Source organism: Rhodococcus sp. PSBB066, assembly GCF_017068255.1.
Lineage (GTDB): Bacteria > Actinomycetota > Actinomycetes > Mycobacteriales > Mycobacteriaceae > Rhodococcus > Rhodococcus aetherivorans.
On record NZ_CP070859.1, the window covers coordinates 2,021,342 to 2,036,659 of the forward strand.

At 69.2% G+C, this 15,318-nt stretch carries 11 protein-coding genes; 10 read left to right on the plus strand and 1 reads right to left on the minus strand.

Annotation, left to right across the window (positions count from 1 at the left end; genetic code table 11):
• Window positions 1-24: 24 nt before the first annotated feature.
• The 3 genes from JYA75_RS28765 (at window position 25) to JYA75_RS09470 (ending at window position 3,623) form a co-directional block, all read left to right on the plus strand.
• Window positions 25-648, plus strand: coding sequence for a PucR family transcriptional regulator ligand-binding domain-containing protein (locus tag JYA75_RS28765; protein WP_241009812.1), 624 nt, complete (start codon window positions 25-27; stop codon window positions 646-648).
• A 2-nt stretch (window positions 649-650) separates the two neighbouring features.
• A complete protein-coding gene (locus JYA75_RS28770; RefSeq protein ID WP_241009813.1) occupies window positions 651-1,523 on the plus strand; it encodes a helix-turn-helix domain-containing protein in 873 nt (290 codons plus the stop codon).
• A 261-nt stretch (window positions 1,524-1,784) separates the two neighbouring features.
• Window positions 1,785-3,623 (plus strand): FAD-dependent oxidoreductase, encoded by a 1,839-nt coding sequence (locus JYA75_RS09470; protein ID WP_102800481.1) that lies wholly within the window; start codon window positions 1,785-1,787, stop codon window positions 3,621-3,623.
• A 154-nt stretch (window positions 3,624-3,777) separates the two neighbouring features.
• On the opposite strand, the gene JYA75_RS09475 is transcribed toward JYA75_RS09470, so the two are convergent.
• A complete protein-coding gene (locus tag JYA75_RS09475) occupies window positions 3,778-6,813 on the minus strand; it encodes an NAD-glutamate dehydrogenase domain-containing protein (RefSeq protein WP_203329920.1) in 3,036 nt (1,011 codons plus the stop codon).
• Between the two features lie 1,091 nt (window positions 6,814-7,904).
• Between JYA75_RS09475 and JYA75_RS09480 the strand changes: the two genes are divergently transcribed.
• The 7 genes from JYA75_RS09480 to JYA75_RS09510 all read left to right on the plus strand — a co-directional run bounded on the left by JYA75_RS09480 (window position 7,905) and on the right by JYA75_RS09510 (window position 15,238).
• A complete protein-coding gene (locus JYA75_RS09480; protein ID WP_050035857.1) occupies window positions 7,905-8,831 on the plus strand; it encodes a cyclase family protein in 927 nt (308 codons plus the stop codon).
• A gap of 78 nt (window positions 8,832-8,909) precedes the next feature.
• Window positions 8,910-10,454: a long-chain-fatty-acid--CoA ligase gene (locus tag JYA75_RS09485; RefSeq protein WP_185713049.1), complete on the plus strand. Its 1,545-nt coding sequence runs from the start codon at window positions 8,910-8,912 to the stop codon at window positions 10,452-10,454.
• Between the two features lie 80 nt (window positions 10,455-10,534).
• Complete coding sequence (locus JYA75_RS09490; protein ID WP_050035855.1) at window positions 10,535-11,770, plus strand: ABC transporter substrate-binding protein; 1,236 nt, start codon at window positions 10,535-10,537, stop codon at window positions 11,768-11,770.
• On the plus strand, window positions 11,767-12,567 hold the full coding sequence (locus JYA75_RS09495; RefSeq protein ID WP_006935204.1) for an ABC transporter ATP-binding protein: 801 nt from the start codon (window positions 11,767-11,769) through the stop codon (window positions 12,565-12,567). The genes JYA75_RS09490 and JYA75_RS09495 overlap by 4 nt, the downstream gene beginning before the upstream one ends.
• On the plus strand, window positions 12,564-13,271 hold the full coding sequence (locus tag JYA75_RS09500) for an ABC transporter ATP-binding protein (protein ID WP_050035854.1): 708 nt from the start codon (window positions 12,564-12,566) through the stop codon (window positions 13,269-13,271). The genes JYA75_RS09495 and JYA75_RS09500 overlap by 4 nt, the downstream gene beginning before the upstream one ends.
• 15 nt (window positions 13,272-13,286) lie before the next feature.
• Complete coding sequence (locus tag JYA75_RS09505) at window positions 13,287-14,171, plus strand: branched-chain amino acid ABC transporter permease (RefSeq protein WP_006935206.1); 885 nt, start codon at window positions 13,287-13,289, stop codon at window positions 14,169-14,171.
• A complete protein-coding gene (locus JYA75_RS09510) occupies window positions 14,168-15,238 on the plus strand; it encodes a branched-chain amino acid ABC transporter permease (RefSeq protein WP_161995326.1) in 1,071 nt (356 codons plus the stop codon). Before JYA75_RS09505 ends, JYA75_RS09510 begins: the two co-directional genes overlap by 4 nt.
• The last annotated feature ends 80 nt before the right edge of the window (window positions 15,239-15,318 follow it).

Genomic DNA, 15,318 nt, shown 5'->3' on the forward strand with positions numbered 1-15,318 from the left:
GTCGAGCGGCCTTACGATGGCCCCATGAGCGTCGGCATCGCCTGGCTGCTGCGGCAACCGGGACTGGGATTGACTCTGCGCGGCGGCCGGACCGGGAAGGAGCGGCCGATCGGCTTCGTCCAGCCCACCGAACTGCTGGACCCGCGGCCCTGGCTCTCCGGCGGGGAACTCGTCCTCACCACCGGCCTGGGACTGCAGCCGGAGGAGGGCGGTGACTACGTGCGCCGCCTCGCGGAGGCAGGCGTCGCCGCCCTGGGGTTCGGCACCGGGCTGTCGCACGAGCGGATCCCGCAGTCGGTGCTCGAGGCGGCCGACGCGGTGGGGCTGGCGCTGCTCGAGGTGCCGTACACGACGCCGTTCGCCGCCGTCAGCCGTGCCGTCACCGCCCGGCTCGCCGAACAGCAGTACGAGCTGGTGCGGCGCGCCGCCGACACCCAGGTGCGCATCACCCGCGCCGCGCTGCGCGGCGGCGTGGCCGCGATCGTGCGGGAACTGGCCGTCGCCACCAGCGCCGCCGTCGCCTACCTCGACGAGCGCAGCGGGGAGGTGGTCGCCCCGAGGCCGCGGCGGAGCTGGCAGAGCAGATCTCGGAGCTGCGCCGGGACGGTGCCGGCTCGGTCACCACGAGCCGGCCCGGCCGGACGCTGACGGTGCAACCGGTCACGCACGCCGGCCTCGTCAGCGGACACCTGGCCGTGCAGGCCGACCGCCCGCTCGAGAACGTCGAGCTCGTCCTGATCGGCCACGCCGTCTCCCTCGTCACCCTCGAGCTGGACAAGCCGCGGCGGCTGCGCGCGGAGCGGAATGCGCTGGGCGCGAAGGCATTCGGCCTGCTCGTCGACGACGTCCTCGACTCCGGCGACGCCTTGGAGTATCTCGCCGACGCGGTCGGCGCCCGCAACCGCATCCGGATCCTGCGTCTGCACACCCCGGCCGCGGCCGACGTGCGGCGCGTGCTGGACACCGGTCTCGGCGCCCGGCAGCGCCCGCTGTACGCGCGCAGCGGCGACGAGGCGCTCACCGTGCTGCTGCGCGGTGAGGACACGCTGTCCGACGTGGCGGCGCTACTGGCGGACCTCGCCCCGTCGCAGGCGCGCACCCTCCGCGCCGGGCTCAGCGCCGCGCACCGGCTCGCCGACACCCGCCGCGCCGTCGAGCAGGCCGAACACGCCGTGGCCGCGGCGGACGCGGCCCACCGCCTCGTCGAGTTCGACGCCACGCACGGAACCGCCCTGCTCGCCTCCCCGGCGGTGCGGGCCGTACTCGAATCCGTGGCTGCGTCCACTGTTTCCGCTCTCGCCGACTACGACCGCGGCCGGGGGACCAGGCTCGTCGCGTCGTTGCGGGCGTTCCTCGAGGCGAACGGGCAGTGGGAGGCGGCGGCCGCGGCTCTGGAGGTGCACCGGCACACCCTGCGCAGCCGGATCGCCAAGGCGGAGCAGGTGCTCGGCGTCGACCTCGGCGACGCCCGCGTCCGGGCCGAGCTGCTGCTCGCCCTGCTGATCGGGGAACCGGCGCCCTAGGTAGCTGGAAACGGCGTAGTGCTGCAGTCGTAGTCGGCCCTTCACGCTGCGGGCGAGTTCGTCCAGCCGGCCGGAATGCCGTCGGAACCGGCGCGGCACCCTTCCCGGGGAGAGCCCGAGTGGTCTTCGCGGGGCGACTTCGGCCGGGAACAGGAAAGTATGGTTGAGTGTTCAACTATATGATTGAGTAATCAACTATATGACGAGCGTCGCGCCCTTCCGCTGGGAGGGGCGTGACCGAAACCGACCGTACGGAGGATCATGGCTAGCAGTTCGACCGAGCACAGCGGCTCCATCGGGACCGTGTCCCAGAAGGGCATCCCCGACGAGGTGGACGTGGCGATCGTCGGGTCCGGCGGCGCAGGCCTGATGGCGGCGCTCACCGCCGCCAAGGAGGGGGCACGAGTCCTCGTGGTCGAGTCCCGGGAGATCGTCGGGGGCGCCACCGGGATCTCGGCGGGTGCCGCCTGGATCCCCAATCACGGCTTCTCGACCAAGGACCTGAAAGTGCACGACGACCTGGACCAGGCGCGACGGTACATCTACGGCCAAGGTCGCGACCGGATCCTCGACCACGACCTGGTGGAGAAGTTCCTGGAGACCGGACCGCACGTCGCCCGGTTCATCGAAGAGCACACCTCCTTCGGGTGGATCCCGACGATCTGGCCGGACTACCGCTCCGACATCGACGGCGCGTCCGTCGGTCGGGCACTGTTCCCCGGCCCGTACTCCCCGGAGGGACTCGGGGAGAACGCGAAGTACGTGCGACCGGCCCTGACCACGGGCATGGCCAAGAACCCGCTCCCGTTCTGGTTGCTGGGCGGGATCGGCATCGACGACGTCTGGCTCGCCGGACCGGCCTTGATCGGAGCGCTGCTCGAGGCGGGCCTGCGCAACGGCGTCGACGTTCGCGTCGAGACGCCCGCGACCCGGCTTGTCACCGACGAGTCGGGGGTGCGGGGGATCGTCGTGCGCGCCGCCGGCGCCGAGCACACGGTGCGTGCCACCCGGGGGGTCCTGCTGGCCAGCGGCGGGTTCGAGAGCTCGACCGAGATCACCACGACCTACCTCGACGCGCCCTTCGGCGTGCAGGTCTCCCCCCAGGGCCACGACGGCATCGCGGTGCAGCTGGCGCAGGAGGTGGGCGCTGATCTGACCGGCATGGAGGACGCCTGGTGGATGCCCGGCGTGCAGCTGCCCGGTGAAGAGCTGGAGGGCCGCCCGCTCAGTCGTGTGTTCCTGGGCGAGCGAGCGCTGCCGCACAGCATCATGGTCAACAGCAAGGGTGAGCGCTTCGCGAACGAGGCCCTGGCCTACGACCAGTTCGGGCAGATCATGCGCGAGGTCGACCCGGAGACGGGCACCATGCCCAATGCCACGGCCTGGCTGATCTTCGACCACAACTACTGGACGAAGTTCGGGATCTTCGGCGTCACGCCGGGCGCAGAGGTGCCCGACTACCTCCACCGCGCCGACACCCTGTCGGAGCTGGCGAACAGGATCGGGGTCGACGAGGTGGGGCTGCTCCGCACAGTCGACCGGTTCAACCCCGAGGCCGCCCGAGCTCGCGACCCGCAGTTCCACCGCGGGGAGACCTTGTTCGACCGCTACTTCGGCGCCTACTATCCCCGGCTGGGCAAGAACTCGCCCGACGCGCGGTTCCCCGCCGCCACCGCAAAGGCGCGGATGCGCATCGCCGCGGCGATCGGTCCGATCGTGAGCAAGCTCGCCGGACGGGTGGCGAAGAGGAACGACCCCGAACGCGTGCGTTCCCTCGTGGTCGGACCCCTGGCGAAGATCATCCGACCCATGCTGAAGAGCCCGAAGTCGAGCGTGCTGGGACCGGTCGACACCGCGCCCTACTACGCGCTCGAGGTCCAGGCCAGCGCGCTCGGCACCGTGGGCGGCCCGAAGACCGACGCACTCGGACGCGCGCTGAACACCGAAGGCAAGGTCATTCCCGGCCTGTACGCCGCCGGCAACGCAGGAGGCGCACCCACGAAGGGCTTCTACGGAGGCGCCGGGGGGACGATCTCGCTCGGGCTGGTGTTCGGTTACCTCGCGGGACGGGAAGCAGCCAAGCGGCAGGACGACGCGTAAGCATCTCGTCGGTGCCCTCGACCGTCGGCACGGCGGTCGAGGGCACCCTCGCGAGCACCGGCCTTCGCCGCAGGTGACCGAGCGCGAAGACAACGCATCGACCACGCCATAGCACCATGCCGCACACAGGGTCCCGTCCCTGCGAGGCACGCGCTCAACGGTCGAGCAGGCGCAGTTCCCCGGCGATCACGGCCAGCCGTGCGGTGTCCACCGCGTCCTCGCCGCGGAGCCGGTCGAGGAGTCGCACGAGACGGTGCGTGCGACCGGTCGGGTCCGCGGCACTCCCGTCGAGTGCGGTGACGACGAGCGTGTCGAGGCGGTCGGAGATCTCGTCGCGCAGGGCCGCCGCACCCATGGCCTCCCAGTAGGAGCCGCGGACGCGGGTGGCGAAACCTTCGAGCAGCCAACGGAGGTGAAGGCTGTCGATCAGTGCGTCCCGGGCCGCGGCGACACGGGCGGGGTCGGTGCCCAGGCGCAGCGCCACCGCGGCGTTCGCGAACGCGCCACGGCAGTCCTCGGCCGACGGCCGGTCGCCCAGTGCGGCGGCGACGGGCGCGGCGAAGAGCGCCACGAGAGCCTCCGGTGTGTCCGCGTCGTCGCACGCACCCGCGAGCACGTCGCGGAGCGTCCGGCGGGCGGTGTGGCGCAGCAACCACGCCATCTCGGCCTCGACGACGCGCGCGAGCGCGCTCAGCTCCGCCAGCGTGCTGCGGGCATCGGAGCCCGCCGCGAGGATCCGGGTTCGGATGTCCTCGGTGTGCAGCACGCGGCTGACCACCACGTAAGCGCGCGCCGAGTCCGCGGTGGCGGCGCCGAACCGTTCCTCGAACCGGTACAGGGCTCCCGGGCCGAGACGGTTGACGAGCTCGTCCGCGAGCGACGCGACGACGATCTCCCGGCGCAGCGGATGCTCGGCCACGCCGCTTCCGGCGCGGGCCAGGATCTCGGCTGGGAAGTAGTTCTCGGCCCACGGGGTGCAGGCCGGGGAGTCCGGCAGCGACGACGCGGCCAGCTCGCTCGCGACGACGTTCTTCGACTGCGCCAGCAGCACAGCGAGTTCCGGTCGCAGCAGGCCCGTTCCCGCCCGGCTCCGCTCCCGGATCTCCGCCGTCGGGGGCAGGCCGTCGCCGTCGCGGGCGATCCGGCCGGCCCGCGCCAGATCCTCGATCAGCCGCTCGTGCTGGGTGAGCAGCGCCGGGGCGTCGTGCTCGCTGCAACCCAGGGCGAGCACCTGATCCCGGGACACCGTGAGCACGGCCTCGGCCACGTCGTCGGTCACCGCGGCGAGCAACGTCTCCCGCTGTCCGGGCGCCAGCGTTCCGGCCGCGACCGCGCGATCGACTGCGATCTTGATGTTGACCTCCCGGTCGGAGGTGGCGACGCCGGCGGCGTTGTCGATGAAGTCGCCGTCGCAGCGGCCGCCGTGGCGCGCGTACTCGACACGTGCGGCGCGGGTGAAGCCGAGATTGCCGCCTTCGCCGACGATGCGCGCACGCACCTCGCAGGCGTCGACCCGGACCCGGTCGTTGGCGGGATCGGCGGCGTCGCCGTGCGTCTCGTCGGAGGCCTTCACGTACGTGCCGACACCGCCGTTCCACAGCAGGTCCACGGGCGCGCGGAGCACGGCCTTGATCAGTTCGTCGGGCGTCAAGGTCTCGGCGTCGATCCCGAGGGCCGCGCGGGCGGCCGCGGACAGCGGCACGGCCTTGGCGGTGCGCGGCCACACGCCGCCACCCGCGGAGATCGCCGCGGGGTCGTAGTCGGCCCAGGACGAGCGCGGCAGCGCGAACAGACGCGCGCGCTCGCGGTGGGAGGCGTCGGGATCCGGGTCGGGGTCGAGGAAGATGTGCCGGTGGTCGAAGGCCGCGACGAGGCGGATGCGGTCGCTGAGCAGCATGCCGTTGCCGAAGACGTCACCCGACATGTCGCCGATGCCCGCGACGGTGAAGGTCTGCGTGTCGACGTCGTGACCGAGTTCGGCGAAGCGGTGCCGCACGGCCACCCACGCGCCGCGGGCGGTGATGCCCATCGCCTTGTGGTCGTAGCCGGCCGAGCCGCCCGAGGCGAAGGCGTCGCCGAGCCAGTAACCGTATTCGGCGGCAACGGCGTTCGCCGTGTCGGACATGCGGGCGGTGCCCTTGTCGGCGGCGACCACCAGGTAGGCGTCCGCGCCGTCGTAGGCGACGGTGTCGGTCGGGGTGGTCGGCGCTCCGTCGACGACGTTGTCGACGACGTCGAGCAGGCCGCGGATGAAAGTGGTGTATGCGGTGGTGAGGTCCGCGGTGGATCCGGGGCGGATCACGAAGGCGCCCTTGGCGCCGCCCGGGACGATGGGTGCGTTCTTGACGGCCTGGGTCGCCATCAGTCCGAGGACCTCCGTGCGGTAGTCCTCCGGGCGTTCGGAGAACCGCAGCCCGCCCCGCGCGACGAGCTCGGCCCGCACGTGCACGCCCTCGACGTCGCGGGAGTGGACGTAGATCTCCCGCAGCGGCACGATCGCCCCGCCGACGGTCAGTGCGGACGGATCGAGCTTGAACGACGCGTACGGTTTGGTGCCCCCGCTCTGGAACCAGTTGGTACGCAGGGTCGCGTCGACGAACGAGCGCAGCCCTCGCAGGGTCCGGTCGAGGTCGAAGGTCGCGGCGCGATCGATGTGGCCGGCCACCGCCGAGGCCGCGGCGGCGACGGCGGCTTCCCGGTCGGGCAGCCCGGGCCGGAACCGGGCGTCGAACAGTGCGGCGAGGGCCGCGGCGTAGCCGGAGGTGGCCGTCAGGCAGCCGAGCATGTACGTCGGCGACAGGCCGATGCCGGCCTGCGCCAGGAACCGGACGGCTGCCCGGATCAGGTCGACCCACCTCCACGAAATACCCTCCTGCAGAACGAGTATCGAGAAGTCGTCGATGTCGGTGCGACCCTCGGCGCCCGCGACGAACGCCTCCGCGATCAGGTCGAGCACCCCGGCATCCGGAGCGGCGGTTCCGGACGGCGCAATCATGAAGTGGTGCGTCCCCGGCTCGTCCAGCGGCCGGTGGTCGCTCACGTGAAGACCGAAGCGCCGCAGGACGTCGACGACGTCGGTGAGAGTGAACCGGTGGTTCGGCCACGAGGCGAGGCAGCCGAGCGGACTGCCGTCGGCGGAGTCGAGGAAACGCAGCGTCGTCGTGTGCTGGGACAGGGAGGGGGCGCTCACGTGGGGTCCTTTCCGGGGCGGCGGCGATGGGGCGAGTCTGCCGCCTCTGCCCCCGGTAAGGCAGGGCCGAAGTGGAGCGGTCGGAGCGCCGCGAATCGCCGATTCGGAGTGGAGGCTGATCCGCTCGAGGCTGCGGGTGACCTGTGTATATCCGTCGGCGTCGGCGAACTGTACGCCGCGCCGGTGGGCGAGGGCCGGGCCGAGAAGATCTCTGCGGGGAGCTTCTCGGCCCGGGGCCTTTCTCACCGGTTCATGGATTGGACCGGTTTGCCGTCGTACGCGGCCTCACGAGGGTCAGGGCTCCTGGTGACGCGAGTCGTTCGGCTTCGTGGCCGACGGACGCCATCGGCGTAGCCCGGTGCCGGACTCGTAGGCCTGTGACGTGGGACAGGTGACGAGTTCGATGGTGCTACCCCAGGGCGTTCGGGCGTACAGATAATGGTTTCCCCGTCCCGCGTCGCCGCCGGGCAGCTCTGTCGGCGGGCTCATCAGCTCACCTTCTTCAGGATTACTTGGCGGGAGTCGCCGGCGTCGCCGCGGGTTCGTGCAATCGCCGAACGGAGGAGATCGAGCGCCATGCGCCGGTGTGCGCTCCGTCGGCGTCGAGGTGCCGCATCGACACGTCCAGCCATGCGGTCAACAGTTTCGGATTCGGAGAGTCCGGAAGTGTCCGCATGAGAGCCGAGTCGAGGTCGGGCACTGCGTCGGTCAACAGGTGGCGTGGAACGGAGAGGAGTGTTCTTGATCCAGGTCCCGGCACTGAGGCACTCGGCGGGGCCTACGCCGTCCCACGGGGCAGCGGTGCCGGAAGCGTTTTCGGTGCCCCGACTGCACTGTGCCAGGACCTCCGTTCCAGGGCGGACGATGAGGACCGCGACGTACTCACCTGGGGTGCGACGAAGTTCGGCGGCGCGTCGGTATCCGCTCATCGAGCCGACGCTGCATCCGACCACCAGTGGTCGCCATCGTCCGATGATGTCCGGCCGGGTGTTGACACTCCGAGTGTTGTGGAACACAATCTGAGCGCAGTTGACATGACTGTCACGTCATACTGCATGTCCGACGCGTTTCACTGTTCAGAGGAGATATCGATGACCGCCGCCGTTCCTGACATGCGTGAACTCGGACGAAAGGTACGGAATTGGGGGCGGTGGGGCGCCGACGACGAGCGCGGCACGACCAACCTCATCACCCCCGAGCGGGTCAGGGACGCGGCACGGCTGATCCGAACCGGACAGATCTTCGAACTGGGCATCCCACTCGACGGCAACGGTCCGCAGCCGGGCGGAAGCCGGATCAACCCGATCCGGCTGATGTCCGAGAACGGCCAGGAGCAGGTGTTGCCGGGCGGCTTCAAGTGGGCCGACGACTACGTCTTCATGCCGCTGCAAGCCGGGTCGCAGTACGACTCCCTCGCGCACGTCCACTACGACGAGCAGCTGTACAACGGGCATCCCGGCGACGGCGTCACCGTCAAGGGTGCCGACAAGTGCGGCATCCACACCCAGGCCAAGGGCATCGCGGGCCGCGGCGTGCTCCTCGACGTCGCCCGGCACCGGGGTCTCCCATGGCTCGAGTCGGGAACCGCGATCACACCCGAGGAACTCGATGCCGTCGTGGAAGCGCAGGGCGTCGAGGTCGGGCCGGGCGACATCCTCCTGATCCGAACCGGTTGGCACGCCAAGTTTCTCGCGGAGTCTGATGCGGCCGCGTACATGGCGGGAGAGCCGGGGCTGAGCCTGTCGTGCGCACAGTGGCTGCGCGACCGGGACGTGGCGGTCGTAGGTGCCGACAACTGGGCCGTCGAGGTGATACCCGGGGAGAACCCGGGCGCCCTCTTCGAACTGCACATGGTCCTGATCCGAGACATGGGCATGACGCTCGCCGAGATGCTCGACTTCGAAGAACTCTCGAAGGCATGCGCCGCCGACGGCGTCTACGACTTCTTCTACACGGGGCCGCCGTTGCAGTTCACCCGGGCAGTCGGTTCCCCGATCAACCCTCTCGCCATCCGTTGACACGACCGGCAGCCGGAATCCTCCCGCTCGGCTGAACCGACCCGATACCGCCCATTTCATCACGCCAAGGAGAACCGAATGCTGCTCAGCGACATCGTCGAGTACGGCGCACGCAAGCATCCCGATCGCATCGCCCTGCGCTTCGAAGACGAGACGGTCGGCTACGGCCAGCTGCGCGACCGCAGCCGCCGCCTCGCGAACGCACTCCTCGGCGTCGCGGACCCCGGCGACCGCGTCGCGATCCTCTCCACGAACCGCACCGAGTACTTCGACTGCTACTACGGCGTGCCCATGGCGGGCATGGCGTTGACGATCCTGAACTTCCGGCTGCATCCCGAGCAGATCGCGGCGCTCGTCGAGCACTCGGGCGCCGCGGTCCTCGTAGTCTCCGAGGACTTCGCCGAGATGGTCGCGAGTATCCGCGACCGGATCACGTCGGTGCATACCGTCGTCGTGATCGGCGACGCCGACGCCGATGCGGCGTTCTTGTCATGGGACGCGTTCGTCGCCGGCGCGCCCGCGACGGAACCGAAGGTGCGTCCGCGTCCTGACGACATCGCATGGATCGTCTACACCAGCGGCACGACCGGGGTGCCGAAGGGTGTGATGCTCAGCCACCGCAACCTCCTCACCGGCATAACCTCCTCGGCCCTCCAGTGGGCGCTGCCGGAGGACACCGTCTTCCTGTTCTGCTTCCCGCTCTGCCACGTCGGCGGTTACGTGACGCTCCTGAACCACCTGATGGGTGCCACGGTCGGGATCATCCGCGCCTACGACAATGCCACCTTCCTCCGGCTGGTCCAGCAGTGGAAGGTCACCCAGACCGGCCTGGCGCCCACGATGATCAACTTCCTGCTGCAGGATCCGGCGCTCGACGCGCACGACCTCGGCACGCTGGAGGCGATCGGGTACGGTTCGTCGGCGATTCCCGCTCCCGTACTGCGGGAGGGACTCGACCGCCTCGGTTGTGACTTCTATCAGGGTATGGGCATGACCGAGCTGGCCGGAAATGTGCTGCACCTCGACCAGCAGGCGCATCGGCGCGCCGCGAACGGGGAGTCCAACCTCCTTGCGGCAGCCGGAAAGCCGATGCGTTTGGCGGATATTCGAATCGTGGACGACGAGCTGCGGGACGTTCCGGTCGGAGAGATCGGCGAGATGGTCGTCCGTGGCGACCAGGTGATGGCCGGCTACTGGAACGACACCGACGCGACGGACGCCGCGTTCACCGACGGCTGGTTCCGCACCGGTGATCTGGTGCGACGGGACGCCGAAGGATTCGTCTACATCGTGGACCGCAAGAAGGACCTGATCATCAGTGGTGGCGAGAACATCGCTTCTCTCACGGTGGAACAGGCCCTGTACAGTCATCCGGCGGTGGCCGAGGCGGCCGCGATCGGCGTCAAGGACGAGACGTGGGGCGAAATCGTCTGCGCCATTGTTGCTCTGCGCTCCGGCTCCACCGCTACCGCGGACGAGATCATCGCGACGTGCCGAGAGCACCTCGGCGGATTCCAGGTGCCGAGGCGCGTCGAGTTCGTCGACGCCCTCCCGAAGAACGTCAGCGGCAAGATCCTCAAGCGCGATCTTCGCGAGCGCTTCGCCACCCGAACACTCGTCTAGCACAAGCCTCCCAGTCCGGCCCGCCGCCCCGAGCGGCACTTCTGTCCTGCCCTGCGCACCTCTCGACACACGGAGCGACCATGAAACGTACTCTTGCCGTGGGCCTTACTGCCCTGTGCACCACCGCCGCCCTGGCAGCCTGTTCCGGCCGGGACACCGCCACTTCGGCGGGTGACTGCGATCCCGGAATCACCGACACCGAGATCCGCTTCGGAACAAGCCTCATGCAGTCCGTCGCGGGACCTCAAGCGGTCGCCGCAACCGCGCTGTTCGACGAGATCAACGCCGCGGGCGGGGTCACCATGGGTGACGGGAAGACCCGCAAGATCGAGTACATCGCGATGGACGACGGATACGACCCTGCACGCACCGTCGGCAACGTCCGCTCACTGGTCGAACAGGAACAGGTCTTCGCGATCCAGAATCTGATCGGCACCGCCTCGACGCTCGCCGTCGTGGACTACCTGACGCAGAAGAACGTGCCGCTCGTGTTCCCGATGACCGGCACCGACGAACTGCTGGCCACGCACGAGCAGCGCCCTGTCGTGGCCGGAGCGGTGAACCCGCAGACACGATGGGAGGTCTCGGAGCGTGCCGAGATCATCCTGCGCGACCATCCACAGGCGAAGATCGCGGTGCTGTACCCGAACGACAGCCTCGGCAACGGAAGCCTCGACGCCCTGAAGTCCGCACTCGACGGCAGCGGTACCGCGGTCGTCGCACAGCAGGCCTACGAGCAGACGACGCCGTCCGTCGACTCGCAGGTGGTCAACCTCGCGAACTCCGGCGCCGACGTCTTCGTCAACTTTGCGACGGCGAGCTTCGTGACCCAGTCGCTGAAGAAGGCGCACGAACTCGGATGGAAACCCGACACCTACATCTACTCGGGCGCCACCGACACCAACTTCGTCCTCGCCCCCGCCGGTCCGGACGCCGCCGAGGGCGTCCACTCCTTCTACTGGATCTACGACGTCAGCAGCACCGATCACGACGCCAAGCCCGGTGTGCAGAAATGGCGGGAATTCGCCGAACGCAACCCCGGGAAGATCAAGACCACCGACACCATCGCGGCGACCGGCTACAACACCGCCCAGCTGCTGGTGACCGCCCTGAAGCAGATGGACGGCTGCACGCGGGCCGACCTGCTCGACGCGGTGCAGAACATGCGGGGTGTGACCACCGATCTCGCGATCGAGGGAATCACCTTCGACACCACGCCGGACTATCCCTACGCGATCACCTCGATGGCGCCGATGACGTTCCGCGACGGCAGGTGGCACTACGACGCTGCGGTCACCCGCAGCACCGAGCGATGACGTCCGTACCGGACGCCGGCGACGACGGCGCGGTTCCCGCCCTGGTCGTGGAGGAGGTCCGGCTCCGGTTCGGCGGCGTCGTCGCGCTCGACGGTCCCTCGTTCACGATCGAGCCCGGTCACATCGTCGGGTTGATCGGTCCGAACGGGGCGGGAAAGACGACACTGTTCAACTGCATCAGCAGGCTGTACCAGCCGGAATCGGGACGAATCGCCTTCGGGGACAAGGATCTGCTGTCGCTGTCGGCGGACGGGGTCGCGGATGTCGGTATCGCCCGAACGTTCCAGAACATCGGGTTGTTCCCCACGATGTCGGTTGTGGACAACGTGCTGACCGGTGCGTACTCGCGTACCCGGACCGGGTTTCTCGGGGCCGCGCTGGGTCTGCCGATGACCGGACGTGAAGAGCGACGCGAGCGCGACGAGGCATGGGCACTGCTCGAGTCGATGAACCTCGCCCGGGTCGGTCGCGAACCGGCGGGCACCCTTCCGTACGGGACGCTGAAACGGATCGAACTCGCGCGGGCGCTGATGCAGCGTCCGAAGTTGCTGATGCTGGACGAACCCGCGAACGGGCTCATCCACGAGGAGGTGCTCGAACTCGCCGAGACCGTCCGGCAACTGCGTGACGAACGAGGATTCTCGGTGCTGCTGGTCGAGCACCACATGGCGATGGTGATGTCGATCTCGGACCGCGTCGTCGTGCTGAACTTCGGGCAGAAGATCACGGAGGGGCTTCCGGCCGACGTGGCCGCGCACCCCGAGGTCGTCGAGGCGTACCTGGGGGGTGCGGCGTGAGCCTGCTGAGCGTCGAGGGGCTTTTCGCCTGGTACGGAAGTGCAGAAGTTCTGCACGGCATCGAATTTCAAGCCGAGAAGGGCGCGGTGACGGTGGTGCTCGGCGCGAACGGTGCCGGCAAGACCACCATCCTGCGGGCGCTGTGCGGCATGGTCCGCACTCGTGGCCGGATCGAATTCGACGGCCGGGACATCGCAGGCATGCGCACCGACAGGATCGCGCGTCTCGGGATCGCGCACGTTCCGCAGGGCCGCGGCACCTTCGGCGACCTGACGGTCGAGGAGAACCTCCGCATCGGAGGGTACGCGGCCGCCGTCGCCGACACCGACCGGGCGATCGAGCAGTGGTACGACTTCTTCCCCCGGCTGCGGGAGCGGCGTCGGCAGCAGGCCGGCGGACTCAGTGGCGGCGAGCAGCAGATGCTCGCCATCGCCCGGGCCCTCGTCGCCGCACCACGGCTGCTGCTGCTCGACGAGCCGTCCCTCGGCCTGGCCCCCCGCATCACCCAGGAGGTGTTCCGTGCGCTGAGCCGCATCAATGCGGAGATGGGGACGACAATTCTCGTCGTCGAGCAGAACGCGCACCTGGCCCTCGACATCGGGTCGTCCGCGGTGCTCGTCGACGCCGGTCGCGTCGTCGCCCAGCGTCCCGCCGCCGGTCTCGCACACGACGAGTCGGTGCGACGCGCCTACCTCGGCTACTGAGCACAGGAGTGAGTCATGCACGTCTTTCTTCAACAATTGGTGGACGGGCTCACGTGGGGCGCACTGTACGGTGCGTTCGCATTGAGCATCGTCCTCGTCTACCGGGCCTCCGGGATCGTGAACTTCGCGCAGGGGGAGATGGCGATGTTCGCGGCGTTCTTCGCGTGGCAGTTCCACCAGTGGGGTGCGCCGCTGTATGTCGCGATCCTCGGGGCGATGGCGGTAGCGTTCCTCATGGGCGCCGTCACCGAGCGGGTGCTGATCCGGCCGCTGGCGGGCTCGCCGAACCACATGCCGCTCGTCATCATCACTCTCGGACTGATGCTGGTCCTCAACAGCGCGGCCGGCTGGATCTGGGGTGTGCAGAGCAGGGAATTTCCGTCGACGGTGTCCGGACCGGTGGTGACGCTGGGGACGGTGGCAGTCTCGCGGCAGTCCCTCGTGATCGTCGGCGCGGTCGTGGTTGTCGCGGCGCTGCTGTTCCTCCTGTTCCAGCGTACCCGTGTCGGCCTCGCGATGCGGGCGGCCGCCGGAAATCCGGATTCCGCTGAGCTGGTGGGTATTCCGGTAGGTCGCATGCTGATGATCGGCTGGGGATTGGCGGCGGCGATCGGCGCGCTCGCGGCGTCGCTCGCGGCCCCGCAATTGTTCCTCCAGCCGAACATGCTCGTCGCGTCGCTGATCTACGCATTCGCTGCCGCCGTTCTCGGCGGATTGGACAGTCCGGTCGGCGCCCTCGTCGGCGGATTGTGCGTCGGTGTCGCGGAGAACCTCGCCGGTACGTACATCGAGTGGATCGGCCACGACTTCAAGCAAGCCGTGGCACTGGTCCTCATCCTGGGGGTGTTGCTCTTCAGGCCGGAAGGTCTCTTCGGTGCGCGGAAGGTGGCGCGGGTATGAAAGTCCTCGATATGCTCCGCCGCCCCCGCGCCGAACTCGACGCACCGGTGTGGCTCCGCCGTACCACCGTTGCGGTGGTGCTCGTCCTCGCCGCGGTCGCACCGCTCGTCTCGGCGCCGTACGTCAACTTCGACCGTTCCATGGTTCTCGTGTACGTCGTGGTCGGACTCGGCCTGAATCTGCTGACAGGCAACACCGGTCAGATCTCCCTGGGCCATGGCTTCTTCTTCGCCGTGGGCGCGTATCTCAGTGCGGTGCTGATCGAGAACCATGGTGTCGCCTATCCGGTGGTGCTCCCGCTCGCCTTCGCGGTCTGCTATGTGGGCGGATACCTGTTCGGGCTGCCGGCGCTGCGGCTCCACGGCCTCCAGTTGGCGCTCGCCACACTGGGTCTCGCACTGGTGACCCCCGCCGTGATCAAACGCTTCGAGCACGTGACCGACGGTCAGGCGGGCATCAACGTCACCGCGGCCGAGGCACCCGTATCCTCCGGTCTCGATCGCGACCAGTGGGTGTACTACCTGTGCCTGCTCGTCGCCGCGCTGACCTATCTCGTGGTGCGCCGGCTCTCCGCCGGCCGCATCGGGCGATCGCTGATCGCGATCCGTGACTACGAGGCCGTGGCGACGACCCTCGGTATGCCGGCCACCCGGACGAAGACCACCGTGTTCGCCCTCAGTGCCGCACTCGCCGGCGTCGGCGGGGTGCTCTACAGCTTCGTCGTCCAGTACGTCGGCCCGGAGGCCTTCGGGCTGCCGCTGGCGATCGCGTTCATCACCATGATCGTGGTCGGAGGTCTCGGTACCGTGCCCGGTGTCGTGTTCGGCGCCTTCTTCGTCGTCTACGTCCCGCAGTGGACTGCTGAACTCAACCAGTCGGCGGCCGGCATCACCTACGGCGCGGCGTTGATCCTGTTCATCTTCGTACTGCCCTACGGCTTGATCAGTCTGGTGCGGTGGGGGCTCGCGCCGCTCGTGGCATGCATCCCGGGTCGTCGCAGCGACGGGGGACGGTCCGAGGGCACAAAGGACCCGGGACTGGAATTGGAACCGGTGGCCACCGGCTGAACTGCCCGGACCACGACCGGCGACGGACGGGCACCCTCGATCAGGATCTAGGGTGCCCGTCCGTCGCTGCGGTGTTAGTG